The 25,193-nt window shown below is 64.0% G+C and carries 26 protein-coding genes; 20 read left to right on the forward strand and 6 right to left on the reverse strand.

Features of this window, described 5'->3' with window-relative positions; translation table 11 throughout:
- Window positions 1-5: 5 nt before the first annotated feature.
- The 5 genes from ABC383_RS18145 to lpxC all read left to right on the forward strand — a co-directional run bounded on the left by ABC383_RS18145 (window position 6) and on the right by lpxC (window position 4,964).
- Window positions 6-773 carry a cell division protein FtsQ/DivIB gene (locus tag ABC383_RS18145; protein ID WP_413015693.1) on the forward strand — a complete coding sequence of 256 codons (768 nt, stop codon included), beginning with the start codon at window positions 6-8 and terminating at the stop codon, window positions 771-773.
- 10 nt (window positions 774-783) lie between these two features.
- A complete protein-coding gene (gene ftsA, locus ABC383_RS18150; protein ID WP_413015695.1) occupies window positions 784-2,016 on the forward strand; it encodes a cell division protein FtsA in 1,233 nt (410 codons plus the stop codon).
- 101 nt (window positions 2,017-2,117) lie between these two features.
- Window positions 2,118-3,302, forward strand: coding sequence for a cell division protein FtsZ (ftsZ, locus tag ABC383_RS18155; RefSeq protein ID WP_413015697.1), 1,185 nt, complete (start codon window positions 2,118-2,120; stop codon window positions 3,300-3,302).
- A 122-nt stretch (window positions 3,303-3,424) separates the two neighbouring features.
- Complete coding sequence (locus ABC383_RS18160) at window positions 3,425-3,931, forward strand: peroxiredoxin (protein WP_413015698.1); 507 nt, start codon at window positions 3,425-3,427, stop codon at window positions 3,929-3,931.
- Between the two features lie 97 nt (window positions 3,932-4,028).
- Window positions 4,029-4,964: a UDP-3-O-acyl-N-acetylglucosamine deacetylase gene (lpxC, locus tag ABC383_RS18165; protein ID WP_413015699.1), complete on the forward strand. Its 936-nt coding sequence runs from the start codon at window positions 4,029-4,031 to the stop codon at window positions 4,962-4,964.
- Here lpxC and ABC383_RS18170 read toward each other — a convergent pair.
- Window positions 4,961-5,365 carry a hypothetical protein gene (locus tag ABC383_RS18170; RefSeq protein WP_413015701.1) on the reverse strand — a complete coding sequence of 135 codons (405 nt, stop codon included), beginning with the start codon at window positions 5,363-5,365 and terminating at the stop codon, window positions 4,961-4,963. The two genes, lpxC and ABC383_RS18170, sit on opposite strands and share 4 nt — an antisense overlap.
- Window positions 5,366-5,508: 143 nt before the next feature.
- On the opposite strand from ABC383_RS18170, the gene ABC383_RS18175 reads away from it, so the two are divergent.
- From ABC383_RS18175 to ABC383_RS18200, 6 genes are all read left to right on the forward strand, one after another.
- Window positions 5,509-6,462, forward strand: coding sequence for a M23 family metallopeptidase (locus ABC383_RS18175; RefSeq protein WP_413015703.1), 954 nt, complete (start codon window positions 5,509-5,511; stop codon window positions 6,460-6,462).
- 180 nt (window positions 6,463-6,642) lie between these two features.
- Window positions 6,643-9,405 carry a preprotein translocase subunit SecA gene (gene secA, locus ABC383_RS18180; protein ID WP_413015705.1) on the forward strand — a complete coding sequence of 921 codons (2,763 nt, stop codon included), beginning with the start codon at window positions 6,643-6,645 and terminating at the stop codon, window positions 9,403-9,405.
- A 43-nt stretch (window positions 9,406-9,448) separates the two neighbouring features.
- Window positions 9,449-10,675, forward strand: coding sequence for a bifunctional glutamate N-acetyltransferase/amino-acid acetyltransferase ArgJ (gene argJ, locus ABC383_RS18185; RefSeq protein WP_413015707.1), 1,227 nt, complete (start codon window positions 9,449-9,451; stop codon window positions 10,673-10,675).
- Between the two features lie 55 nt (window positions 10,676-10,730).
- The gene (locus tag ABC383_RS18190) at window positions 10,731-11,600 is read left to right on the forward strand and encodes an ATP-binding protein (RefSeq protein WP_413015709.1); all 870 of its coding nucleotides are present in this window, start codon (window positions 10,731-10,733) and stop codon (window positions 11,598-11,600) included.
- A complete protein-coding gene (locus tag ABC383_RS18195) occupies window positions 11,600-12,007 on the forward strand; it encodes an NUDIX domain-containing protein (protein WP_413015711.1) in 408 nt (135 codons plus the stop codon). Before ABC383_RS18190 ends, ABC383_RS18195 begins: the two co-directional genes overlap by 1 nt.
- Before the next feature lie 823 nt (window positions 12,008-12,830).
- Window positions 12,831-13,367, forward strand: coding sequence for a hypothetical protein (locus ABC383_RS18200; RefSeq protein ID WP_413015713.1), 537 nt, complete (start codon window positions 12,831-12,833; stop codon window positions 13,365-13,367).
- Here the strand turns inward: ABC383_RS18200 and yacG are convergent.
- The 4 genes from yacG to ABC383_RS18220 all read right to left on the reverse strand — a co-directional run bounded on the left by yacG (window position 13,364) and on the right by ABC383_RS18220 (window position 15,961).
- A complete protein-coding gene (gene yacG / locus ABC383_RS18205; protein WP_413015715.1) occupies window positions 13,364-13,555 on the reverse strand; it encodes a DNA gyrase inhibitor YacG in 192 nt (63 codons plus the stop codon). The genes ABC383_RS18200 and yacG overlap by 4 nt on opposite strands.
- A gap of 12 nt (window positions 13,556-13,567) precedes the next feature.
- Entirely contained in the window at window positions 13,568-14,323 is a 756-nt protein-coding gene (zapD, locus tag ABC383_RS18210; RefSeq protein WP_413015716.1) for a cell division protein ZapD, read from the reverse strand.
- Window positions 14,324-14,404: 81 nt separating this feature from the next.
- The gene (gene coaE, locus ABC383_RS18215) at window positions 14,405-15,046 is read right to left on the reverse strand and encodes a dephospho-CoA kinase (protein ID WP_413016422.1); all 642 of its coding nucleotides are present in this window, start codon (window positions 15,044-15,046) and stop codon (window positions 14,405-14,407) included.
- Between the two features lie 21 nt (window positions 15,047-15,067).
- The gene (locus tag ABC383_RS18220) at window positions 15,068-15,961 is read right to left on the reverse strand and encodes a prepilin peptidase (RefSeq protein ID WP_413015718.1); all 894 of its coding nucleotides are present in this window, start codon (window positions 15,959-15,961) and stop codon (window positions 15,068-15,070) included.
- A gap of 236 nt (window positions 15,962-16,197) precedes the next feature.
- Between ABC383_RS18220 and ABC383_RS18225 the strand changes: the two genes are divergently transcribed.
- On the forward strand, window positions 16,198-17,151 hold the full coding sequence (locus ABC383_RS18225) for an aldo/keto reductase (protein ID WP_413015720.1): 954 nt from the start codon (window positions 16,198-16,200) through the stop codon (window positions 17,149-17,151).
- A gap of 79 nt (window positions 17,152-17,230) precedes the next feature.
- Window positions 17,231-17,527, forward strand: a complete 297-nt coding sequence (locus ABC383_RS18230; protein ID WP_413015721.1) for a hypothetical protein — start codon at window positions 17,231-17,233, stop codon at window positions 17,525-17,527.
- 62 nt (window positions 17,528-17,589) lie between these two features.
- Here ABC383_RS18230 and ABC383_RS18235 read toward each other — a convergent pair whose 3' ends face one another.
- Window positions 17,590-18,324: a helix-turn-helix domain-containing protein gene (locus tag ABC383_RS18235; RefSeq protein ID WP_194714074.1), complete on the reverse strand. Its 735-nt coding sequence runs from the start codon at window positions 18,322-18,324 to the stop codon at window positions 17,590-17,592.
- A gap of 130 nt (window positions 18,325-18,454) precedes the next feature.
- Between ABC383_RS18235 and ABC383_RS18240 the strand changes: the two genes are divergently transcribed.
- From ABC383_RS18240 to ABC383_RS18270, 7 genes are all read left to right on the forward strand, one after another.
- On the forward strand, window positions 18,455-18,898 hold the full coding sequence (locus ABC383_RS18240) for a YiaA/YiaB family inner membrane protein (protein WP_413015724.1): 444 nt from the start codon (window positions 18,455-18,457) through the stop codon (window positions 18,896-18,898).
- A 45-nt stretch (window positions 18,899-18,943) separates the two neighbouring features.
- Window positions 18,944-19,390 (forward strand): hypothetical protein, encoded by a 447-nt coding sequence (locus ABC383_RS18245; RefSeq protein WP_413015726.1) that lies wholly within the window; start codon window positions 18,944-18,946, stop codon window positions 19,388-19,390.
- Between the two features lie 9 nt (window positions 19,391-19,399).
- Entirely contained in the window at window positions 19,400-20,218 is an 819-nt protein-coding gene (locus ABC383_RS18250; protein ID WP_413015728.1) for a DUF2145 domain-containing protein, read from the forward strand.
- A 101-nt stretch (window positions 20,219-20,319) separates the two neighbouring features.
- Entirely contained in the window at window positions 20,320-22,389 is a 2,070-nt protein-coding gene (locus tag ABC383_RS18255) for a TonB-dependent receptor (protein ID WP_413015729.1), read from the forward strand.
- Window positions 22,390-22,868: 479 nt separating this feature from the next.
- Window positions 22,869-23,387 carry a gluconokinase gene (locus ABC383_RS18260; protein WP_413016423.1) on the forward strand — a complete coding sequence of 173 codons (519 nt, stop codon included), beginning with the start codon at window positions 22,869-22,871 and terminating at the stop codon, window positions 23,385-23,387.
- A complete protein-coding gene (locus ABC383_RS18265) occupies window positions 23,384-23,908 on the forward strand; it encodes a TRAP transporter small permease (protein ID WP_413015731.1) in 525 nt (174 codons plus the stop codon). The genes ABC383_RS18260 and ABC383_RS18265 overlap by 4 nt, the downstream gene beginning before the upstream one ends.
- Window positions 23,905-25,182 carry a TRAP transporter large permease gene (locus ABC383_RS18270; protein ID WP_413015733.1) on the forward strand — a complete coding sequence of 426 codons (1,278 nt, stop codon included), beginning with the start codon at window positions 23,905-23,907 and terminating at the stop codon, window positions 25,180-25,182. Before ABC383_RS18265 ends, ABC383_RS18270 begins: the two co-directional genes overlap by 4 nt.
- Window positions 25,183-25,193: the final 11 nt, after the last annotated feature.

Here is a 25,193-nt window from a genome sequence, read left to right on the forward strand (position 1 = left end):
CAGATATGTGGCAAGACATCCGACTGCTCAATGCGACGGCCAATGCGCTGCTTGGCCTGCTTGCGCTTGCGCTGCTCGGATCGGCGCTGTGGTGGCTGGTGCATCGTCCGCTGTTTACGCTGCGCGAGGTGAAGCTGGAAGGACCGGACCACGGCGCGCTGCAGCATGTGAGCCCTTCGACCGTGCGCGGCACCGCGCTGCCGCGCATCAAGGGCAACTTCTTCACCGCCAACCTGGAAGAAGTGCGGGTGGCGTTTGAATCGGTGCCCTGGGTGCGGCGCGCGGCGGTGCGGCGCGAATGGCCCAACAAGCTGGTGGTCGTGATCGACGAGCACAAGCCGCTCGGCACCTGGGGCGAGGACGGCAAGCTGATCTCGGTGGAAGGCGACATCTTCACCGCCAACCTGGCCGAAGCGGAGGAAGAGGGCGACCTGCCAGAGTTCAACGGGCCGGCCGGCTCAGAGCGCGAGGTGGTTGCCCGATACCGCGACCTGATGCAGTGGCTGGCGCCGGTCGAACTCAAGCCGGAGGCGGTGGAACTGTCGGGTCGCTATGCATGGACCGTGAAGCTGAGCAATGGCGTCACGGTGGAGCTGGGCAGGGAACAAAACAGGGAGACCCTGAAAAACAGGGTAGAGCGGCTGGTGCGGATCTATCCGCAACTGGTGGCACGGTTGCAGGACCGGATCGAAAGCGTGGACATGCGTTACCCGACCGGGCTGGCGCTGAAAGCGTCGGGTCTGACTCTTGCACCCGAAACAAAAAAGAAATAAGCGAAAGAACATGACTAAAGACGCGAAAAACCTGATCGTCGGCCTCGACATCGGCACCTCCAAGGTGGTGGCGGTGGTGGCCGAGGTCATGTCGAATGGACGGCATGAAGTGATCGGACTCGGGCAGCATGAATCGCGTGGCCTGAAGAAGGGTGTGGTCGTCAACATCGAGGCGACGGTCGAATCCATCCAGCGCGCGCTGGAGGAAGCCGAGCTGATGGCCGACTGCAAGATCCGCAATGTCTATACCGGCATCGCCGGCAGCCACATCCGCAGCTTCAATTCCAGCGGCATGGTTGCCATCAAGGACAAGGAAGTCACCGCGACCGACGTGGCGCGCGTGATCGAAACCGCGAAGGCGGTCAACATCGCCACCGACCAGCAGCTGCTGCACACGGTGCCGCAGGAATTCATCGTCGACAACCAGGAAGACGTGCGCGAGCCGATAGGCATGAGCGGCATCCGCCTGGAAGTGAAGGTGCATATCGTGACCGGCGCGGTGTCGGCGGTGCAGAACATCGTCAAGTGCGTGCGCCGCTGCGGCCTGGAAGTGTCGGACCTGATCCTGCAGCCGATGGCCTCGGCCGACGCCGTGCTCACGCCCGATGAAAAGGAACTGGGCGTGGTGCTGATCGACATCGGCGGCGGCACCACCGACGTGGCGATCTTCACCGAAGGCGCGATCCGGCACACCGCCGTGATCCCGATCGCCGGCGACCAGATCACCAACGACATCGCGATGGCGTTGCGCACGCCGACTGCGGAAGCCGAAGAGATCAAGCTGCGCTACGGCGTGGCAAAGCAGGTGCTGGCCGATCCTGGCCAGCAGCTGGAAGTGCCTGGGCTGGGTGACCGCGATCCGCGCACCCTGTCGCGCCAGGCGCTGGCCGCGGTGATCGAGCCGCGCGTGGAAGAATTGTTCGCACTGGTGCACCAGGTGGTGCGCGAGTCGGGCTACGAGGAAGTCCTGTCGTCAGGCCTGGTCCTGACCGGAGGCACCTCGATGATGCCGGGCATGGTCGAATTGGCTGAGGACATCTTCCTCAAGCCGGCCCGCCTGGGCATGCCGGAGTACACCGGCCAGCTGGCCGACGTGGTGCGCAGTCCGCGCTACGCCACCGTGCTGGGCCTGCTGCTCGAGGCAAAGAAGCAATATCTGCGAGGCCATATCGTGACCCGCCAGGAAGGTTCGGTGAAGGCGGTATGGCAGCGCATGAAGGAATGGTTTTTGGGGAATTTTTAATCGGGTTTGCTTTCAACATCAACGGCAGTAGGCAGTCGTTAGTCGTCACGGGCCGTGAGGCCTACTGACTGCACGCTGCAACATCTTAACGAGGAGTCATCATGGAAATCGATATTCTGGACAATACGTCTGACGGTACCGTCATCAAGGTTGTCGGCGTCGGTGGCGCCGGCGGCAATGCAGTGCAGCACATGATCAACAAGGGCGTGTCGGGCGTGGAATTCATCTGCGCTAATACCGACGCCCAGGCGCTGAAGGTATCGAAGGCGCATAACGTGATTCAGATCGGCGACACCGGCCTGGGCGCCGGCATGAAGCCCGCCATCGGCCGCCAGCTGGCCGAGGAATCCCGCGGCCGCATCGAGGATGCGCTGCGCGGCGCGCACATGGTCTTCATCGCCGCCGGCATGGGCGGCGGCACCGGCACGGGCGCCGCGCCCGTGGTGGCGCAGATCGCCAAGGAGCAGGGCGCGCTGACGGTGGCCGTGGTCTCCAAGCCGTTCTCGTACGAGGGCCAGAAGTGCATGGACATTGCCAACGAAGGTCTGGAGGCGCTGTCGCAGCATGTCGATTCGCTGATCATCATCCTGAATGAAAAGCTGGAAGAGATCTATGAAGATGACAGCATGATCGAGTGGCTGCAGCATGCCGACGACGTGCTCAACAACGCCGTGGCCGGCATTGCCGAGATCATCAACGTGCCGGGCCATATCAACGTCGACTTCAACGACGTCAAGACCATCATGGGCGAGCAGGGCAAGGCCATGATGGGTACCGCAGTGGCTTCCGGCGTAGACCGTGCCCGCCTTGCAGCCGAGCAGGCAGTTGCCTCGCCGCTCTTGGACGGCATCGACCTGTCCGGCGCGCGCGGCGTGCTGGTCAACGTCACGGCCAGCCGCAGCCTGAAGGGCAAGGAAATCAAGGAAGTCATGGCCACCGTGCGCGCATTCGCCGCGCCGGACGCCTCGATCGCGCAGGGCATCGCCTACGACGAGTCGATGGGCGACGACATCCGCGTGACCGTGGTCGCCACCGGCCTGGGCCGCACCCGCAAGACGGTGCAGCTGGTCCAGACCCAGGCGCTGCGCACCGGCACCCATGACGAAGTGATGATGGGCGGCATGGGTCATGCCCATGGCGGCAGCCACGGCGGCGCCGCGATGGATAGCCTGAAGGCGCCGGCGGTATGGCGCAACAAGACGGCATCGGAAACCGTGCGCGCCCTGGAAAAGAACGGCATGGAAACCTACGACATCCCGGCCTTCCTGCGCAAGCAGGCGGACTAAACGTATCGGATTTGCCCGTTCTGCAAGAAATTGCGGAACGAGGCATACTCCGTGCTGCGCGCCGAGCCCGATATCGGGCTCGGTTTTTTTTCGCACTTTTTCAGCACACCGAAAGGATCATCATGACCATCAAAGTTGGCGACCGCCTGCCTGACGCGACCCTCTCCGAGTTCATCGACGTTGAAACCGAAGGCTGCACCCTCGGCCCGAACACCTTCAAGGTCAGCGACCTGACCCGCGGCAAGAAGATCGCCATCTTCGGCCTGCCAGGCGCGTACACCCCGACCTGCTCGGCCAAGCATGTGCCTGGCTACATCGCCAACGCCGAAGCGCTGAAGGCCAAGGGCGTCGACGAGATCTGGTGCGTGTCGGTCAACGATGCCTTCGTGATGGGCGCCTGGGGCCGCGAGCAGAAGGCCACCGGCATCGTGCGCATGATGGGCGACGGCAGCGCCGAATTCACCAAGGCGATCGGCATGGAATTCGACCTGACTGCGCGCGGCATGGGCGTGCGCTCGCAGCGGTATTCGATGCTGGTCGAAGACGGCGTGGTCAAGCAGCTGAACCTGGAAGCGCCGGGTAAGTTCGAGGTGTCGAACGCGGAAACCCTGCTGGGCCAGCTGGGCTGATGAAACAGGCGCAATGCCTGTGCGCATTGCGCCACAGGGTCCGTGGTATTTGCCCCATCGCGACGTGAGGCCCGGACCCGATTGTTATAATCGCGCGATGTTAAAACAACGCACTATCAAGCAGTTAGTCAAGACCACCGGCGTGGGCCTGCACTCCGGCACCAAGGTCGAACTCACCCTGCGTCCGGCCGCCATCGATGCCGGCATCCTGTTTCGCCGCGTCGACTTCGACCCTCCGGTGCTATTGCCTGCCTCGGCGCTTGGCGTGGGCGACACCCGCATGGCGTCCACGCTGCAGCAGGACGGCGCCAAGGTCTCGACCGTCGAGCACCTGATGTCGGCCTGCGCGGGCCTGGGCATCGACAATCTCTGCATCGACCTCACCGCCGAAGAGATACCCATCATGGATGGCTCGGCCTCTTCCTTCGTCTTCCTGCTGCAGCAGGCCGGCCTGCAGGAGCAGGATGCGCCGAAGAAATTCATCCGGGTCAAGAAGCCTGTGGAAGTGCGCGAGGGCAGCGGCGCCCAGGAAAAATGGGCCAGGCTCGATCCCTACAATGGTTTCCGGCTGAAATTCTTCATCGAGTTCAATCATCCGGCGGTGGACCGCACAGGCCAGATTGCCGAGGTCGACTTCAATGTGGAATCCTATGTGCGCGAAGTGGCCCGTGCCCGCACCTTCGGCTTCATGCAGGATGTCGAGACCCTGCGCGGCCTGGGCCTGGCGCGCGGCGGCTCGCTGGAAAACGCCATCGTGATGGATGAATACCGCATCCTCAACCCTGATGGCTTGCGCTACGAGAATGAATTCGTGCGCCACAAGATACTGGATGCGATCGGCGACCTGTACCTGGTCGGCCATCCGCTGCTGGCCAGCTATACCGCCCACAAGTCGGGCCATGGCCTGAACAACCAGCTGCTGCGCGCGCTGCTGGCGCAACCCGATTCCTATGAGCTCGTCAGCTTTCCGAAGCTGGCCGACGCGCCGCCGGCCTATGCCGGGCAGGTCGGCGCGGAGTGGGCGCTGAACTAGGCTGACTTGCGATGGCGGCCGACCATGGCCGCGATCGCCGCCCGCAGCGCTTCGTTGCGCGGCGAATTTTCCAGGGTGTCATTGAGTTCCGCCAGGGCTGACACCGCCTGCTGCGGCAGGCGCAGCTGCTTGACCGGCACCGGCCTGGGCGGATTGCTGGGCCGTACCTGGACCTTCAGGCGTATCGCGCCGATCTGCCATCCCTGCGCCGCCAGGCTTTCCTGCAGTTTCGGCAACCTGTTCTTCAGCTTCGCGGCGACCGAGGCATTCGGCACGCCCAGAACCATCTGCTCGGCGCTGCACTGGAGCACTTCGCAATAGCCGAACATATCGGGCAGGATGGCTGCGCAGGCCTGCTGCAGCTTGGCCATGCGCCTGACGGCGGGCAACAGCAGCGCCATCTTTTCATTTGCGCCAAGGTAAGAAGCCGCGTCGTGCGCGGCAGGTGTTTTGATGCCGCGCACCAAGTTGCGCGGAAATCCTTGTGAACTAATCATCGGCTTAGCGTATCACATCGCACGGTTGAGTTTGATTGAGGAACAAGATGCAGATCATTCTGTTGCATCCAAGAATGACGCAGGCAAAGTCGCTGACGCTCAAGCCGCGTCATGTTGCGCTGTTTGCCGTGGCCTTTGCCTTGTGCGTGCTGACGGTGGCCGCCATGCTGTATTACCTCGCCGTCGCGACCGGACTGGCCGACAAACTGCCGTTCGCGCGGACGGTGCATGGCGCCGGCGCCGCGCCGCAGGCGCAGGCCCCGGACCCGCAAGTGAAAAAAAGCCTGGCGCAGATGGCCACGCGGGTGGGTGAACTGCAGGCGCAGCTGGTGCGCCTGGACGCGCTGGGCGAGCGGGTGCAAGGCCTGGCCGGGGTACGGCCCGAGGAATTCAATTTCCGCGAAAAGCCCGGTCGCGGCGGGGCCGAGCCGTCCAGCCATCCGCCCAGGGAACTGGGCGTGCAGGAATTCCAGCAGATGCTGGACAGCCTTGCGCAAGACGTCGAGCATCGCGCCGACTATTTCAATGTGGTGGAGAGCGCGCTGATGCGGGAACGGGTCCAGGCCAAGCTGTTGCCGACCAGCCAGCCGGTGGCGGTTGGCTATAACGCCTCCAGCTTTGGCTGGCGCTTTGATCCGTTCAATGGCCGCAGCACCTTTCATGAAGGCATCGACTTCGCCGCGCCGACCGGCACGCCGATCGCGGCCGCGGCCGGCGGCGTGGTGGTGACCTCGGAATACCATCACCAGTTCGGCAACATGCTGGAAGTCGACCACGGCAACGGCATCGTCACCCGTTATGCCCATGCGTCGCGGTTGCTGGTGCGGGTAGGCGACATCGTGCGTCGCGGCCAGCATGTGGCCGATGTCGGTTCCACCGGCCGCTCCACCGGCGCGCATCTGCATTTCGAAGTGCTGGTGATGGGCGTGCAGCAGGACCCGTCGAAATTCCTGGCGGCCGGCGCCGACCAGGTATTCAGGACGGCGCAGAAGGGCAAGTGACCGCAGTCGGGCGGGAAACGGGTAAAGTTTGACCAGACATTGTTTCCGGTAGGGTAGGCCCAATCTGTCCGGAGGTGCATGCTAAAATCCCCCGATTTGGCAACAATCCCTATTCTGCTCGACGCGATCATGGTGGTTTGCGCGAGGTTTTTTCCACGCCGCCCTTATTAGACTCCAAGCATGTCATTACTGACCCAGATTTTTGGCAGCCGCAACCAGCGACTGCTCAAGCAGTACCAGAAGACCGTACGCGAGATCAATGCGCTCGAGGCTGTCGTCGAGAAACTCTCCGACGCCGAACTGCAAGCCAAGACCCCTGCCTTCAAGGAGCGCATCGCCAAGGGCGAGTCGCTCGACGCACTGCTTCCGGAAGCCTTCGCGGTGTGCCGCGAGGCCAGCAAGCGGGTGCTGAAGATGCGCCATTTCGACGTGCAGCTGATCGGCGGCATGGTTCTGCACAACGGAAAGATCGCCGAGATGGGCACCGGCGAGGGCAAGACGCTGATGGCGACATTGCCGGCCTACCTGAACGCGCTGGCCGGCAAGGGCGTGCATATCGTCACCGTCAATGATTACCTGGCCCAGCGCGACGCCGAATGGATGGGCAAGCTCTACGGCTGGCTGGGCCTGACCACCGGCATCAACCTGTCGCAGATGGAGCACAGCGCCAAGCAGGCTGCCTACGCAGCCGACATCACCTACGGCACCAACAACGAGTTCGGCTTCGACTACCTGCGCGACAACATGGTGTACGACGCCGGCGACCGGGTGCAGCGCGCGCTGCATTACGGCATCGTCGACGAAGTGGACTCGATCCTGATCGACGAGGCGCGCACGCCGCTGATCATCTCCGGCCAGGCCGAAGACCATACCGACCTGTACCTGAAGATGAATGCGCTGCCGCCGCTCCTGACGCTGCAGATCGGCGAGGAAAAGCCGGACGGCAAGTCCACCGTGGAAGTGCCGGGCGACTACACCAAGGACGAAAAGGCGCACCAGGTATTGCTGACCGAGGCCGGCCATGAAAAGGCCGAGCAGATCCTGACCAGCATGGGCCTGCTGCCGGAAGGCGCATCGCTCTACGACGCCGCCAACATCACCCTGATCCACCACCTGTATGCGGCGCTGCGCGCCCATGTGCTGTATCACAAGGACCAGCACTACGTGGTGCAGAACGGCGAAGTGGTGATCGTCGATGAATTCACCGGACGCATGATGACCGGCCGCCGCTGGTCCGACGGTCTGCATCAGGCGGTCGAAGCCAAGGAAGGCGCGCGCATCCAGAACGAGAACCAGACGCTGGCCTCGATCACCTTCCAGAACTACTTCCGCATGTACAGCAAGCTGGCCGGCATGACCGGCACGGCCGACACCGAAGCCTACGAGTTCCAGGAGATCTACGGACTGGAAACCGTGGTGGTGCCGCAGAACCGGCCGAACCAGCGCAAGGATCGCCAGGACCAGGTCTACAAGAGCGCTGAGGAAAAATACAATGCAATGCTGAAGGACATTCAGGATTGCTACGAGCGCGGCCAGCCGGTGCTGGTGGGCACGACCTCGATCGAGAATTCCGAGCTGCTGTCGTCCATCCTGACCAAGGCCAAGCTCGAGCACAATGTGCTCAATGCCAAGCAGCATGCGCGCGAAGCGGAAATCGTTGCGCAGGCCGGCCGTCCGCGCATGATCACGATCGCCACCAACATGGCCGGCCGCGGCACCGACATCGTCCTGGGCGGCAATGTCGAGAAACAGGTGCAGCTGATCGAAGCCGATCCGTCGCTGTCGGACGCCGAGAAGGCCGAGCGGTCGCAGAAGCTGCGCGATGAATGGCAGTCGCTGCATGACCATGTGGTCAAGGCCGGCGGCCTGCACATCATCGGCACCGAGCGCCACGAGTCGCGCCGCGTCGACAACCAGCTGCGCGGCCGCGCGGCGCGCCAGGGCGACCCCGGCTCCTCGCGCTTCTACCTGTCGCTGGACGACCCCTTGCTGCGCATCTTCGCCGGCGACCGGGTGCGCGCCATCATGGAACGGCTGAAGATGCCGGAAGGCGAGCCGATCGAGGCCGGCATCGTGTCGCGCTCGATCGAGTCGGCGCAGCGCAAGGTCGAGGCCCGCAACTTCGACATCAGGAAGCAGCTGCTCGAATACGACGACGTCGCCAACGACCAGCGCAAGGTGATCTACCAGCAGCGCAACGAGCTGCTGGAAGCGCATGACGTGTCCGAGATGATCGGCTCGCTGCGCCAGGGCGTGTTCACCGACCTGTTCCGCGCCCGCGTGCCGGAAGAGTCGCTGGAAGAGCAGTGGGACCTGGCCGGCCTGGAACAGGAACTGGCCAATGAATGGCAGCTGCCGGTGCCGCTGACGGCCATGATGGCGGCCGAGCCCAACCTGACCGATGAAGACCTGCTGGAGCGCCTGCTGAAGGCGGCCGACGATGCCTATGACGCCAAGGTGACGGTGGTGGGCAAGGAAGCCTTCGCCGGCTTCGAGCGCAGCGTGATGCTGCAGAGCGTCGACAGCCACTGGCGCGAGCACCTGGCCGCGCTCGACCATCTGCGCCAGGGCATCCATCTGCGCGGCTATGCGCAGAAGAACCCGAAGCAGGAATACAAGCGCGAAGCCTTCGAGCTGTTCGGCCAGATGCTGGACCTGATCCGCAACGAAGTGGTGCGCATTGTGATGACGGTGCGCATCGAGTCGCGCGAGGAAATCGACGCGGCCGAGGAGCAGCTGGCGCACCAGCCGGTGGGCAACGTGCATTACCAGCATGCCGACTTCAACCCGGCGCTGGCGCCGGAAGAGCTGATGTCGCCCGACAGTTCGGCCGAGGGCGGCGCGATGCCGGACGTGACCGAGGTGCCCAAGGTCGGCCGCAACGATCCGTGCCCGTGCGGCAGCGGCAAGAAATACAAGCAGTGCCACGGACGCCTGTCCTGATCGCTGGTCATTACCGTTATCTGAAAGAAAAGAGCAAGCAGCCATGGCCGTCAATCTTCCCCTTCCCGTCGCCGCCAACTTAAAGCCGGTGCCCGGCATCGAACTCGGCCATGCCGAGGCCGGCGTGCGCAAGGCCAACCGCAAGGATGTGCTGGTGATGCGGCTGGCGCCCGGCGCCACTGTCGCCGGCGTATTCACCACCAACCGTTTCTGCGCGGCGCCGGTGCAGGTATGCCAGTCGCATCTTGCTGCCGGCAAGGGCATACGGGCGCTGGTGGTCAATACCGGCAATGCCAATGCCGGCACCGGTGAAACGGGCCTGGCGCATGCGAACCAGACCTGCGAGGCGCTGGCAAACCTGCTGGGCTGCGATGCGCAGCAGGTGCTGCCGTTCTCCACCGGCGTGATCCTGGAGCCGCTGCCGGTGGACCGCATCAAGGCCGGCCTGCCGCAGGCGATTTCAAACCTGAACGCCGACAACTGGTACAACGCCGCCGAAACCATCATGACCACCGACACCCAGCCCAAGGCGGCGTCGCGCACGGTGGAGATCGGCGGCAAGACCATCACGCTGACCGGCATCAGCAAGGGCGCCGGCATGATCAAACCCAACATGGCGACCATGCTGGGCTATGTCGCCACCGATGCCAAGGTGGCGCAGCCGGTGCTGAATGAACTGGTGAAGACGGCCGTCAACCAGTCCTTCAACTGCATCACCATCGACGGCGATACCTCGACCAACGATTCCTTCATGCTGATCGCCACCGGCGCCTCGGGCGTGGACGTGGGCGCGCCGGGCTCGGCCGACTATGCGCTGTTCGAGGAAGCCGTGGTGGCGCTGTCGCAGGAACTGGCGCAGATGATCATCCGCGACGGCGAGGGCGCGACCAAGTTCATCACGGTGACGGTGGAAGAGGGCGCAAGCATCGAGGAGTGCCGCAAGGTTGCCTATTCGATCGCGCATTCGCCGCTGGTCAAGACCGCCTTCTTCGCCTCCGACCCCAACCTCGGCCGCATCCTGGCCGCCATCGGCTATGCCGGCGTGGACGACCTCGATGTCAGCAAGCTCAACCTGTACCTGGACGATGTCTGGGTCGCCAAGAATGGCGGCCGCAATCCGGACTATCAGGAAGCCGATGGACAGCGCGTGATGAAGCAGAGCGAGATCACGGTGCGGGTAAAACTGGCGCGCGGCGCTTCCCAGGCCACGGTCTGGACCTGCGACCTGTCGCATGACTATGTCAGCATCAACGCCGACTACCGTTCCTGATCCATACAACCGATTCCGACCTCACGGCGGCGCCTGCGGGCGCCGCATTGCCATCATGACCCAACTCGATACCTTCCTGTCCCGTGCCGAAGCGCTGCTGGCGCGCATTGAAACCCTGTTGCCGCAGGCCGCGAATTCAGCGCCCGACTGGGACGCTGGCCATGCCTTCCGCTGGCGCAAGAGCAATGGCCACGGCAGGCTGCAGCCGGTGCGCCACATGGCGCCGATCGCGCTGGACGACCTGCAGCACATCGGCCCGCAAAAGGAGCAGATCGCGCAGAACACGCTGCAGTTCGTGGCTGGCCGGCCCGCCAACAACGTGCTGCTGACCGGCGCCCGCGGCACCGGCAAGTCCTCGCTGATCAAGGCCTGCCTGAATGAATATTCGGCGCAGGGCCTGCGCCTGATCGAGGTCGACAAGGATGACCTGGTGGACCTGCCCGACATCGTTGAGCTTGTGGCCGCCCGCCCCGAGCGCTTCGTCATTTTTTGCGACGACCTGTCCTTCGAGGAAGGCGAAAGCGGCTACAAGGCGCTGAAGACGGCGCTGGACGGCAGCATCGCCGCGCAGTCGGACAACGTGCTGATCTATGCCACGTCCAACCGCCGCCACCTGATGCCCGAGCGCATGTCCGACAATGCGACCTATACCCATGACGAGGACGGCGACCTGCATCCTGGCGAAACTGTGGAGGAAAAGATCTCGCTGTCCGAGCGCTTCGGCCTTTGGGTGACTTTCTACGCCTTCAAGCAGGGCGACTATCTCGATATCGTCGGCCACTGGCTGCGTCATTTCGGCTGCAATGACCAGCAGGTGGAAGCCGCCCGCGGCGATGCGCTGCGCTGGGCGCTGCAGCGCGGCTCGCGTTCCGGCCGTGTCGCCTGGCAATTTGCCCGCGACTATGCCGGGCGCGGCACGGTTTGATGACGACGCCGATCAATGTCGCGGTCGGCATCCTGATGCGCGACAACGGCGACGTGCTGCTGGGCCAGCGGCCGGAAGGCAAGCCGTACGCGGGCTACTGGGAATTCCCGGGCGGTAAGGTCGAAGAGTATGAGTCCATCGCAGATGCCTTGCGTCGCGAGTTCGTCGAGGAACTGGGCATCACGGTGGTGTCGGCCGAGCCGTGGTGTTGCGTCGAGCATGTGTATCCGCATGCCCATGTGCGGCTGCATTTCTACATCAGCCGGGAATGGCAGGGCGAGCCGCAAAGCCTGGAAGGGCAAGCCTTTTCCTGGCAGGGCAGCGTGGGTGTCGAGCCCTTGCTGCCGGCCACGATTCCTCTGATCGAATGGCTGGACCGGGTACGTTACCCGGGGCAGGCTGCCTGAAGCCCTTCTTCCGGAGGGCGTTCAGCCCGATTCTTTTGGCGCTGGAAGGCAAGCGCTTTCATGGCGAGGACGCAAATAGATTCATCCAGCATTCGTGGAATATCCCGAAGGGGAATTTCATCGGTCGTTAAGGATTGAAGGTAAGGGATATGCAGTCAGAGCTGGCTTCTGCTTCTGCTTCTGCTTCCGCTTCCGCTTCCGCTTCTGCTTCTGCAGTTGCCTTTGACATGGCCGTTGCCGTTGCCGTTGCCGTTGCCGTTGCAGTTGCAGTTAGGGTCCCCGTCTGTGTACCGCCGTGACGGCGATGCCCGGAGCGGGAAAAGGTGCGGCGTCTGTTTGAGCGCCGCGCAGCGGAGCGAGTTTAGCCGCGCCCCGCTCCGGGCATCGACGGCACGGGAACCCCGCGCAGCGGGGCGGCACAGTCGGGGTCGCCTTTTCTTGCCTACTTCTTTTGGCGAAGCAAAAGAAGTAGGTCGCCCGCCGGGGCGAACACCCGGCCTGGTCATGACGACAGTGCAGTCAGCTTGTTTCACCAGGCGTAAGGACGTCACTGCGAAGCAGCTTTGCTTTTGACGTTAAGCCATCTTCAACGAACACGTCAAAGACAACATCGACAGTGCTGCCCGTGCCTTGCCGGGTGACGCAACACGGTTGCACTGCCGTGGAGACAAGCCGGGAATCCGTCCCGGCGGCCGGGTCACTTTTTTTGCTTCGCCAAAAAAAGTAACCAAAAAAAGGCGACCCGGTGATCGCGCCCCGCTGTGCGGGGTGCCCGTGTCAGCGGTACCCGGAGCGTGGCGCGGCTAAACTCGCCAAGCTGCGCTTGGCTCAGACAGACGCCGCACCTTTTCCCGCTCCGGGCACCGCTGACACGGCGCGCTCAACGGGATTTCACGGCAACGGCCACTGCCACTGCAACGGCCACTGCCACTGCAACGGCCACTGCAACGGCAACGGCCACTGCAACGGCAACGGCAACGGCAACGGCAACGGCAACGGCAACGGCAACGGCAACGGCAACGGCAACGGCAACGGCCACTGCAACGGCAACGGCCACTGCAACGGCAACGGCCACTGCAACGGCAACGGCCACTGCAACGGCAACGGCAACTGTCGCTGCGCGTACTGCAACTGCAACCGCAACTGTCGCTGCGCGTACTGCAACTGCAACCGCAACTGTCGCTACGCGTACGTCAAAAGCAACCGCGCCATCCCATCATTCGCTGCCCGCGACGCGCCTTGCGTTCCGCTGCCTCGGCGCAATGCCCTCTCGGGATATTCTCCGAATCCAGGACGGCTTGTCGGTATTCCTATGTCGAGCGCGATGCGCTTCGGTCTCGCCGACGCAGCCCGCCCCTAGCGCCTCCCAGCGGAGTCGTCGTCCTCCGGATCGACCGGCGGTTCGGCCGATGGGATCACGTATTTCTCTTCAGCCCAGGCGCCCAGGTCGATCTGCTTGCAGCGGTCGGAACAGAAGGGACGGTACTTGTTGGCCTCGGTCCATTCCACCTTCTTGCCGCAGGTCGGGCAATTGACGATTGCTACCATTGCTCTTCCATTTTAAAAATTGCACAACGCCAGGTCGAACGGCACATCGTGGTCGTAGGGCCTGGGTTTCATGTCGCCGTCCTGGGTCGTGAAGCGTACCCAGAGCATGTATTTGTTGGCCGAGATCTCGGGAATTGCGCCCAGCCGCTCGTCCAGCGTCAGCCGCAGCATTTGATATACCTTGCCCTGCAGCATCTGCTGAAAGCTGCCGGCCTGGGCGATGATCTTGGTGGGGCGGCCGGTCTCGCGCAAGAGGCGCAGCACGAAGTTCAACGCGGAAAACAGCGGCGCCATCGGCGCGAACCAGGTGGAAATGTCTTCCATGCGCTGCTGCGCCGGCCGGTGTTGCCAGGCGTAATACGACGGCAGGTCGAATTCGCAGGCGCCGCCCGGAATGATGGTGCGGCCGCGGATGCTCATCAGCCATTCATTGTCGCGGATGTTCTGCCCGGTCTTGCCGCCCGAGGCGATCAGCGCCGCGCTGATGGTGTCGACTTCATCCAGCACCGCGTCCAACGCCTCGGCCTGCACGTTCGGGTTGGCCTTGAAGCCGAGCAATGTCTGTTTCTGACGCTCCAGCTCCTGCAGCAGATCGGATTTCAAGTCGGCGCGGCCGGCCACTTCCAGCATTTCGAAGATCGTGGACAGCGCCACGTGATGTTGCAGCGGATGCCCCTGCCGAACGAAGAACAGGAATTTCTCGTAGAGGTCTTCCAGCCGCAACAACGTGCGAATACGCTCGTTGAAAGGGTATTCGTAGACGATCAAAGTGACATCCCTTTACAGTGGGTTCCGCTCTATGCCGGAAGATTTGACGAACCAGCATGATATTACAAACTTGGCAAAGTTTTATTGCGTTTGCCCGGCGTGGGCCAGCGGTTCTCCGCGCGCGATACGGCTGTAGAGCGCATGCAGGCGCTCGACCTGCGGCGTCAGCGCGGCAATGTCGGCGTCGTTGACGATCACATCGTCGGCCGCCGCCAGCCTTTGCTCCCGCGTCGCCTGCGCCGCCATGATGGCGCGCACCTGGGCCTCTGGCAGGCTGTTGCGGGCCATCACCCGCGCCAGTTGCAGGCTTTCCGGGCAGTCCACCACCAGCACCCGCGATACCCGCTCCTTCCATTTGCCGGATTCGACCAGCAAAGGCACTACAAAGATCCGGTAAATTCCCCTTGCCTCGCTGGCGGCGCGTTCTGTCTCGGTGCGGATCAGGGGATGCAGGATGGCTTCCAGCTGTTTCTTGGCGAGCGGATCGGAAAAGACTTCGGCCCGCATGCGCGCTCGGTCCATCGCGCCGTTTTCGGCGATGAATTCGGCGCCGAACTGTTCAAGAATGGCCGGCATCGCCAGGCCGCCGGGCGCGGTCAGCTGGTGCGCGATCTGGTCGGTGTCGATCAGGGAAGCGCCGAGCGCGGCGAACATGTCGGCCACCAGGCTCTTGCCGCTGCCTATGCCGCCCGTCAGGCCGATCGAAAACGGGGAATCGATGATAAAGCTCCTTGTCGCTGGCCTCTACAGCGGAAAGCCGAGATAGCTCTGGACCAGCATTTTGCCCCAGATCAGCGCGATCAGCCCAGCGGCGGCCAGGTAGGGGCCGAACGGAATCGGGTTGTCGCGGCCGCGCTTGGTAAAGGCGATCAGGCAGATGCCCACCACCGCGCCCACGATGGACGAGAGCAGGATGATCAGCGGCAGCATGGTCCAGCCCATCCAGGCGCCCAGCGCCGCCAGCAGCTTGAAGTCGCCATAGCCCATGCCTTCCTTGCCGGTGACCAGCTTGAACAGCCAGTACACCGACCACAGCGACAGATAGCCGGCGGCGGCGCCGATCACGGCCTCCTGCAGCGGCACGAAGGCGCCGTTCAGGTTGACCAGCAGGCCCAGCCACAAGAGCGGCAGGGTCAGGTCGTCCGGAAGCAGCTTGGTGTCGGCATCGATGAAGGTCATGGCGATCAACAGCCACAGGAAGACCAGCGCGGCCATGCCGGCTGTGCCGCTGCCGAAATGCCAGACCATGAAGGCCGACAGCACGCCGGTCAGCGCTTCCACCAGCGGATAGCGGATGGAGATCGGCGCCTTGCACTGGCTGCACTTGCCGCCGAGCACCAGGTAGCTCAGCACCGGTATGTTTTCCAGCGCCGTGATCTGGTGGCCGCAATGCGGGCAGGCGGAGCGGGGCAGCACCAGGTCGTAGCGCTCCATGTGCGGCAGCGGCTGGCCGCTCTCCTGGGCGACATAGTTGTCCGACTCGCGCTGCATCATCTTCGGCATGCGGTGTATCACCACGTTGAGGAAGCTGCCGATCAGCAGGCCAAGGATGCCGGCCACGATGGCGGGAAGCAGGTTGCCGGGACCGGCAAATAACAGTGTGCCGTTGAGTGCGCCTAGGGTTGCCGCGTCGTTCATGAGGTGTCCGGAAGAGAAGGTCGGTGGTTACAGGAGCGGGTCAGCCGGAAAGCTGCCCAAAATCAACAGATTGTACTTGGGGTGACGGCGCGATTTTGCATTCCTGTAGGCTGGCGTGGCGCGAACTATACATTGCGCCATGCCCGGCATGGTTTGCAGCGGTCCGACATAATGCCTGTCTGCCAAGAACGCACTAACCCGCAGGCATGCCACCCTTACAAGAGGAAGACAACATCATGGAAAAACGCAAGCTTGGCCGCTCCGGCCTGGAAATCGCACCGCTGGTATTCGGCGGCAATGTATTCGGCTGGACCGCCGACGAGGCCACGTCGTTCGCCATGCTGGACCGCTTCACCGACGCCGGCCTCGACGCGATCGATACCGCCGACGCCTATTCGCGCTGGGTGCCGGGCCATGTCGGCGGCGAATCCGAAACCATCATCGGCAAGTGGCTGGCGGCGGATGCGTCGCGCCGCGGCAAGGTCACGCTGATCACCAAGGTCGGCGTCGATCTCGGGCCGGACAAGAAGGGCCTGTCGGCACGCCGCATCGTGGCCGCGGTGGAAGACTCGCTGCGGCGGCTGCAGACCGATTACATCGATCTCTACCTGAGCCACTATCCCGATACCGCCACGCCGATCGAGGAAACCCTGGGCGCCTACGACACGCTGCTGAAGCAGGGCAAGGTCCGCGCCATAGGCTGCTCCAATTACGACAACGCCCAGCTGCGCGCTGCGCTGGATGCGGCCGACGCCGGCAAGCTGCCGCGCTATACCGTGCTGCAGCCCGAGTACAACCTGCTCGACCGCGCCGGCTTCGAATCCACGCTGCGCGACCTGTGCATCGCCGAAGACCTGGGCGTGATTACCTATTACAGCCTGGCCTCGGGTTTCCTGTCCGGCAAATACCGTTCGGCCGACGACCTGGGCAAGAGCGCGCGCGGCGGCCGGGTCGAGAAATATCTCAACCCGCGCGGCATGCGGGTGCTGGCGGCGCTGGATACTGTTGCGGCCGAGACCGGCGCGAAGCCGGCCGAAGTCGCGCTGGCCTGGCTGATCGCCCAGCGCGGTGTGACAGCGCCGATCGCCAGCGCCACCAGCGTGGAGCAGGTCGACAGCCTGGTGCGCTCTGTCAGCCTTGCGCTGTCGGCGCAGCAGCTGGCTCTGCTGGATCAGGCCAGCCAGGCTTGATTGCACGCATGGAAGCTCGCGGTCGGCATGAACTTCGCGGCGGCAGGCCATGTCCTAATGGCATTTTTGGGAGAAGAAAATGCACAAGATCATCGCCATACTCGCCGCCGCAATGCTGTCCACCGCTGTCCATGCGCAGGACACCAAGGCCGAGGTGAAGGCGCAGGGCGACGTCGAGCGCGCCGCCATCAAGGCCAATGAAAAGGCCAACCGCGCGCTGAACAAGGAAGCCGAGGCCAATGTGAAGGCCGATGCCGACGCCGACCGCAAGAAGCTCAAGGCCAACCGCAAGGCGCAGAAGGAAGTCAGCGAGGCCGCGGAAGATCTGTCCAAGGCACAGACCAAGGCGCAGGCCCGCGTGGTCGATCAGAAGTAACGACCGTCATCGAACGAGGCAGCCGCGGCTGGCATGCGCCAGGCCGCGGTTTTTTCATGCCTTTACAGACGGCGCAGCGCCTCGAATCCCTCGAAGTCCCACGACCGCATCGCCAGCAGCAGCGTATAGCCTTCCCGGTGCTGCGCCGGCAGTTTTTGGTCGGCCTGGTGCGCCTGCGCGAAATCCTGCGCCACCCGCTGCATGCGCTCGATGAAGGAGGGCGCCAGGCTCTTGCTGATGGAGCCATGCACCAGCATCAGCGACTCGTCCTCCCGGTCGAAGCCGCCTGAAAAATAATCCAGCAAGGCATGCTGGCGGAAGAACTGCATCACCGGGCCATGCGGCCGCCAGCGAAAAGTCTTGGCCAGCTTCAGCCGGTAGCGGTTCAGCGGACGCAGCTCGATGATGCCGAGGCGATCCAGCCGCACCAGCCGGGCGATGGTCTCGGCTTCGGTCATCCGGTAATAGGCGGTGATCTGCTCCAGCGTCCACTGGCTGAGCACGCAGATGGCCGTCAGCAGCAGCTTCTTGTCGGCCACCACGGCCTTCTCCTGCGCCAGCGTGAGTTCGGCCAGCAGCGGCCTTGCATCCGCCACGCTGCGCGCCAGGTCGGCGAAATCGATCTTCAATGCGGCGCAGATCGCATCCAGCCGCGACAGCGGCATTTCCCCCCTGGCCAGCATGCGCTTGACGCTGGACTCGGCCATGCCGAGCTTGCCAGCCAGGGTGGCGTAGGTCATGCCGGCCGCTTTCAGTTCCTGCTTCAGCGCGTCGATCAGCGTAGCGGTGGTGGTCATGGCGCTGCTCCAAAAAAGTATTGAAATATGATACCCGATGGGTAATTTTGATCTACTGGGATCGTATTTCGAGACTTTGGGATAAGGGTGGCCAATACTGCGCCTACCCCAACCACTGAAGGAGAAGACGATGAAAACCATCATGATTCGCGATTCCGGCGCATGGCAGATGCAGGTGTGGACGTCGTTTGCGATCGCGGTCTTCCTGTGCGGCGTCGGCCTGGCCTACCTGCCCGGCGCCGACCTCGACCGGGTGTTCATGATCATGGGTTACCTGTTCTGCCTGTCGAATGTGTTCGTGCTGTCGAAGATGGTGCGCGACAACCAGAAGGCGCGGCAGGGCGGCAGCGCCGACACGCCGATGTTCCGCTATGTGGTCTGGTCCGGCTTCCTGCTGGCGATGGCGCTGACCGCGTGGGGCCTGCTGCGCATGGACATCAACGGCACCTACAAGGCCTTCCTCGGTGTGGCCTGGCTATACCTGGTGACCAGCGCATTCACGCTGGCCAAGATGCTGCGCGACCGCCATGAAGCCGATCTGCTTGAGCGCAGCGGCGAAGACAGCGTGGCCTGAACCAGTACCGATAACGAACCTGACACTGACCCAAGGAAAGACATCATGAAGCGCACTCTGTTGAAGTGGTTTGCCGCAACCATGCTGGTCATTGCGGCCGCCAGCCCGGCCCATGCGCATGGCGAGGGCTCCGCGCTGAGCGCACTGTCGGCCCTGCCGATGGCATCGGTGATCGGCGGCAGCGCCATCGCCGGTTCGGTGGCCGCGATACCGCTGGCCTTGTCGGTGAGCGGCGCGGTGCTGGTGGTCACCGCGGTGGAGACCAGCGCCCGCGGCGTGGTGCTGGTGCTGGAACGGGCTTCGGACGGCGCCCGCGCCAGCGTCGAGATCGCTGGGCGTGGCATTGCCGGCGCGTCGCTTGCGGTGGGCAGCGTGGTCGGCTGCAGCGTGATCGGCTCTGGCGTGGTGCTGTCGGCGGCGGGCCAGGCAATTGCCTTCATTCCGAATGCGACCGGACGCGCGCTGCTGCATGACGAGCAACTATCCTACTAGGAGGCCGCAATGAAATCGATCCTGTCCCTTGCCCGCCTGATGCTGCTTGCCTGCTGCGCCTTCAGCGCCGCTGCCCATGCGGGCCGCAACTGCGAGGAAAAGCCGCCCACCGTGCAGGCAGTCATGCGCGGCATGGAACTGGCGGAGCGCACCCGCGAGGCGCTCGACGCCAGCGGCCACGACCTGGTGCTGCTGGCACGCGTCGGCCAGGACCTACGCAAGTATGGCGTGCATTATTCCCACCTGGGCCTTGCCTATCGCGAGCCGGATGGCAATGGCGGCCATGTCTGGCGCGTGCTGCACAAGCTCAATGAATGCGGCAGTGACCATGCCGCCATCTACCGGCAGGGCCTGGGCCAGTTCTTCCTCTCCGACCCGTTCCGCTATGAAGCCGCGTTTGCCGCGCCGAACCAGGCATGGCAGCAGAAGCTGCTGCCATCCATGCGCGACAAGCAGCGCGCGCTGCAGATGCATCACCGGCCCTACAGCATGGTCGCCTATGCCTGGGCCACCCGCTACCAGCAGTCGAACCAGTATGTGATCGAGACCATGGCCGCGGCCATGCTGCCGGCCGGGGCCAGCCGCATGAAGGCGCAGGCCTGGCTGATGGCGCAGGACTATGAGCCGGCTACCCTCAGGCTGGATGCGCTGACACGGCTGGGCGGGCGCATCTCATCGGCCAATATCGCCTTCGACGATCATCCCAACGAGAAGCGCTATGCCGACCGCATCGAGACGGTCACCGCCGACTCGGTGTTCCGCTGGCTGGAACGTAGCGGACTGGGTGGCAGGGCGCAGGTGGTGGCGCTGCAGGGCCCGGGACGGTAAAGCATCAACAGTACTTGCCGAAGCGACACATCGAGGTGGGATTCCCGCATAGAATGGCTGCGCTTTGCCGTCTCTCACCTCAACCCGGACCCGGCCATTCCATGAACATGCTTTACGCAGCGCCCGTATTGCTTCTTTCGTCCATCGCTCTGGCCGCAGCGGCCGAACCCAGCGAAAAAACCTTGGCGCCGGTGGTGGTGGAATCGAGCCTCGTCAATCCGATCGGCGCGGCCGATTCGGCCACCGAGGGCACGGTGACCGGGAAGCAGCTGGAGAACCGGCCGCTGCAGCGCACCGGCGCCCTGCTCGAAGCCGTGCCGGGCGTGATCGTCACCCAGCATTCCGGCGACGGCAAGGCCAACCAGTATTTCGCGCGCGGCTTCAACCTTGACCATGGCACCGACTTCCGGACCACGGTGCTGGGCATGCCGGTCAACATGCCCAGCCATGCCCATGGCCAGGGTTATTCGGACCTGAACTTCATCATTCCCGAACTGGTCGGCACGATCCAGTACAAGAAGGGGCCGTACTATGCCGAGGAAGGCGATTTCGCTTCCGCCGGCGCCGCCGCGTTCGACTATCTGCGTGCGCTTCCTCGCGGCCTTTTGAGCGTGGAAGCCGGCGAGCACCGTTACCGGCGCGCGCTGGTGGCCAATTCATCGGCGATGGGGCCGGGCACGCTGCTGTATGCCATCGAAGGCGCGGGCCAGAACGGTCCCTGGGACCGGCCTGAACAGTACAAGCGCTTCAACGGCGTGCTGTCCTATAGCCTGAAAAACGGCGCGGATGAAACCCGCGTCACCGCGATGGCGCTGAAGTCATCGTGGAATGCCACCGACCAGGTGCCGCAGCGCGCGTTGGCGGCCGGCCTGGTCGGCCGCTATGGCGCGATCGACCCGACCGATGGCGGCAGCACCGCGCGCTACAGCCTGTCGGCCGACTGGCTGGGCCGCTATGCCGACGGCAGCGCCCGCATCAATGCCTACCTGATCCGGTCGAGGCTGGACCTGTACAGCAACTTCACCTATGCGCTGGACGACCCGATCAACGGCGACCAGTTCAACCAGTCCGAGCGCCGCACCGTGGGCGGTGTGAATGCGCAGCGCAGCTGGCAGCATGTCACGGCCGGGCTGGACATGGAAACCACGTTGGGCATGCAGCTGCGCGCCGACCGGCTTTCGCCGGTGGCGCTGTATGCGACCGCGGCGCAGCAGCGGCTGTCCACCGTCCGCCGCGACGAGGTGACCGAACGCTCGGCCGGCATCTTCGCTTCCAACACCACGCGCTGGCTGCCGTGGTTCCGCACCGTCGCCGGCGTGCGCGCCGACCACTACGGCTTCGACGTGACGAGCAACCTGCCGGCCAACTCGGGCAAGGCTAACGCAACCATCGTCAGCCCGAAGCTTGCCGCCATCTTCAGCCCCGCCGCCAACAGCGAGCTGTACCTGAACTGGGGCCGCGGCTTTCACAGCAACGATGCGCGCGGCGTGACCGGCACGGTGGATCCGCGCACCGGCACCGACCGCAACGCCGATGGCGACCCGGTGGTGCGCGCCACGCCGCTGGTGCGCACCACCGGCTATGAAACCGGCCTGCGCTACAGCGGGTTGCTGCCCGGCCTGCAGACCACGCTGTCGGTCTGGCGCCTGGCGCTGGATTCGGAACTGGTCTTCGTCGGCGACGCCGGCACCACCGAAGCCAGCCGGCCGAGCCGGCGCAGCGGCATCGAACTGGCCAACTACTACGTGCCGGCGCCGGGCTGGGTCGTCGACCTCGACCTGGCATGGTCGCGCGCGCATTTCAGCGACGACGACCCGGCCGGCTCGGCCATTCCCGGCGCGGTCAGGCGCACCGCCGCGTTTGGCGTTACCGGCGAACAGGGACGCTGGTCAGGCGGCGTGCGGCTGCGTTACTTTGGCGGCCGGCCGCTGGTGGAAGACAACACGATACGCTCGCCATCGTCGACGCTGGTCAACGCCAGGCTGGCCTACGCGCTCACGCCGGATGTCAAGGTCAGCCTGCAGATCCTGAACCTGCTGGACCGCCGTGTCAGCGACATCGACTATTACTACACCTCTCGCCTGGCCACCGAGCCAACGGCTGTCGCCGATATTCATACCCATCCTGCGGAGCCCCGTACCCTGCGGGTCGGCGTGGCGATGAAATTCTGATGGACCCCGGCAGACCTGACGGAATGCGGCTGCAGAGACTGTTCCCATTCATTTGATAACGCTCTCAAAAGGTATCAGCTGCCAGCCGGCATGCCTTTGGATGCTTTCCAAAAACCGTCAGGGTAATTGCACCAGATAAACCATTCTGCGTAATGGGCCTGCGGTCGCATGCAAACAGTCATGCAGGCAACCGGGCAAGACAGACAGACGCCCGGACTTTCAATACGGCATTGCCAGCAGGGGCGATTTCGATGCTGCGCCGATGGAAAAGCGGGCCGCTACGAATAAGTCATCGCTGTTTGGATGCATGTCGACGGTGCTCTGCCGCCTCTGTTTGGTGCGCCGCACCAAATAAAGTCCTTTACTAATCGATGGGAAGGATTATTATTCGGTCCTGTTAGCGTTATCATCGCAGCGAGCAAGAATTGAAAAATCAAGAGACAACGGCGCCCACCGGCGCCAGCGGCCGCTACGTCGTCATGGGCGTCAGCGGCTGCGGCAAGAGCGAGATCGGGCAGCGGCTGGCGCAGCGCCTCGGCACCGCCTACGTCGAGGGCGACGCCTTCCACCCGGCCGCCAACGTGGCCAAGATGAGCGCCGGCACGCCGCTCGACGACGGCGACCGCGCCGGCTGGCTTGCGGTGCTGCGCGACAAGATCGCCGAAGCTCGCAGCCAGGGTGTGGGCCTGGTGCTGTCCTGCTCATCCCTGAAGCGCCATTACCGCGACCTGCTGCGCAGCGGCGACCCCGACCTTACCTTCATCCACCTGCATGGCGAACGCGCGCTGATTTCCGCGCGCATGCAGGCGCGGCCCGGCCACTTCATGCCGCCGGCCCTGCTCGACAGCCAGCTGCTCGACCTCGAGCCGTTGCAGGCTGACGAGCGCGGCTTCCAGGTCGACATCCGACTGGCGCCGGAAGAACTGATTTCGCAGATCGCGCAGCAATGCGGCGCGGCTGCGCAGGCAAACCCGGAAAACCAAAAGGAGACGAAATGAAAACCCTGGCGCCACGGCTTGAACGCCTCGTGGAATGGCTGATGGCGCTCGCGCTTGCCATCATGGTGGTACTCGTATTCGGCAACGTGGTCCTGCGCTACGCGTTCGGCTCGGGCCTGGCATGGGCCGAGGAGGTCGCGCGCCTGATGTTCGTCTGGCTGATCTTCCTGGGCGCGATCCTGGCGCTGCGCCACCATGCCCATATCGGCGTGGAAATGCTGCAGCAGCGGCTGTCGCCCAAGGTACGGCGCGCCTGCGCGGTGGTGAGCCACCTGTTCATGCTGTACGCGCTGTGGCTGTTCCTCTACGGCAGCTGGAACCAGACCGTGATCGGCCTGGACACCTATTCCACCGTGCTGCGCTTTCCGAATGCCTTCATGGCCTCGGCCGGCCTGCTGTGCGCGGCGTCGATGACGCTGCTCGTGGCGGTCAACCTGGTGCGCATTCTCACCGGCAGCGACAAGGCCGTGGTGCCCGGCGACATTCCCGCTGATCAGGCAGCCGTGGGGGTGATCGAATGACGCTCGCCATCTTCCTCGGCGCCCTGATCTTCTTCATGATCCTGGGCATGCCGATCGCCTTCGCGCTGGTGCTGACCGGCGTGGCGCTGATGTACCACCTCGATTTCTTCGATGCGCAGATCGTGGCGCAGAACCTGCTGGCCGGCGCCGACAACTTTCCGCTGATGGCGGTGCCGTTCTTCATCCTGGCCGGCGAACTGATGAATGCCGGCGGCATTTCCAAGCGCATCATCAACCTGGCCGTCAGCATGGTCGGCCACCTGCGCGGCGGCCTGGGCTATGTCGCCATCGCCGCGTCGGTGCTGCTGGCCAGCCTGTCGGGCTCGGCGATTGCCGACACCGCGGCATTGGCCACCCTGCTGATCCCGATGATGCGCGACCACGGCTATCCGGTGCCGCAGAGCGCCGGCCTGATCTCGTCCGGCGGCATCATCGCGCCCATCATTCCGCCGTCGATGCCCTTCATCATCTATGGCGTGACTACCAACACCTCGATCAGCAGCCTGTTCCTGGCCGGCGTGGTGCCGGGCCTCTTGATGGGCATCGTGCTGATCACGGTCTGGGCCAGGCTGGTGCCGAAGATGAATGTGAAGGCGCAGCCGAAAGCCAGCTGGGCCGAGCGACGTCATGCGCTGATCGATGGCGTCTGGGCGCTGATGCTGCCGGTGCTGATCCTGGGCGGCCTGCGCGGCGGCCTGTTCACGCCAACCGAGGCGGCAGTGGTGGCGGCCGTGTATTCACTGCTGGTGGCTGTCTTCGTCTACCGCGAAGTCAAGGCCAGGGACGTGGTGCGCCTGCTGGTGGAGGCGGCCAACACCACCGCCATCGTGATGTTCCTGTGCGCCGCCGCCGTGGTGTCTTCGTACATGGTGACGCTGGCCGACCTGCCGGCGCTGGCCATCGAGATGCTGCAGCCGCTGATGGGTAACCCTTATGTGCTGATGATTGCCATCATGCTGCTGCTGCTGGCAGTGGGCATCGTGATGGATCTCACGCCCACCATCCTGGTGATGGGTCCGGTGTTGCTGCCGGTGGCGGTCAAGGCTGGCATCGACCCGATCTACTTTGGCGTCATGTTCATCCTGGTCGGTACTATCGGCCTGATCACGCCGCCGATCTGCACCGTGCTCAACGTGGTGTGCGGCGTGGCAAAGATTTCGATGGAGAGCGCAACCCGCGGGGTGTGGCCATTCCTGATGGCCTATACCGCGCTGCTGGCGCTGTTCATCGCCTTCCCCGGCATCATCACCGCTCCCATGGTGTGGTTCCGCTAATTGTTCTTCGT

The sequence above is a fragment of the Noviherbaspirillum phoenicis genome (assembly GCF_047237965.1).
Classification (GTDB): Bacteria; Pseudomonadota; Gammaproteobacteria; order Burkholderiales; family Burkholderiaceae_D; genus Noviherbaspirillum_A.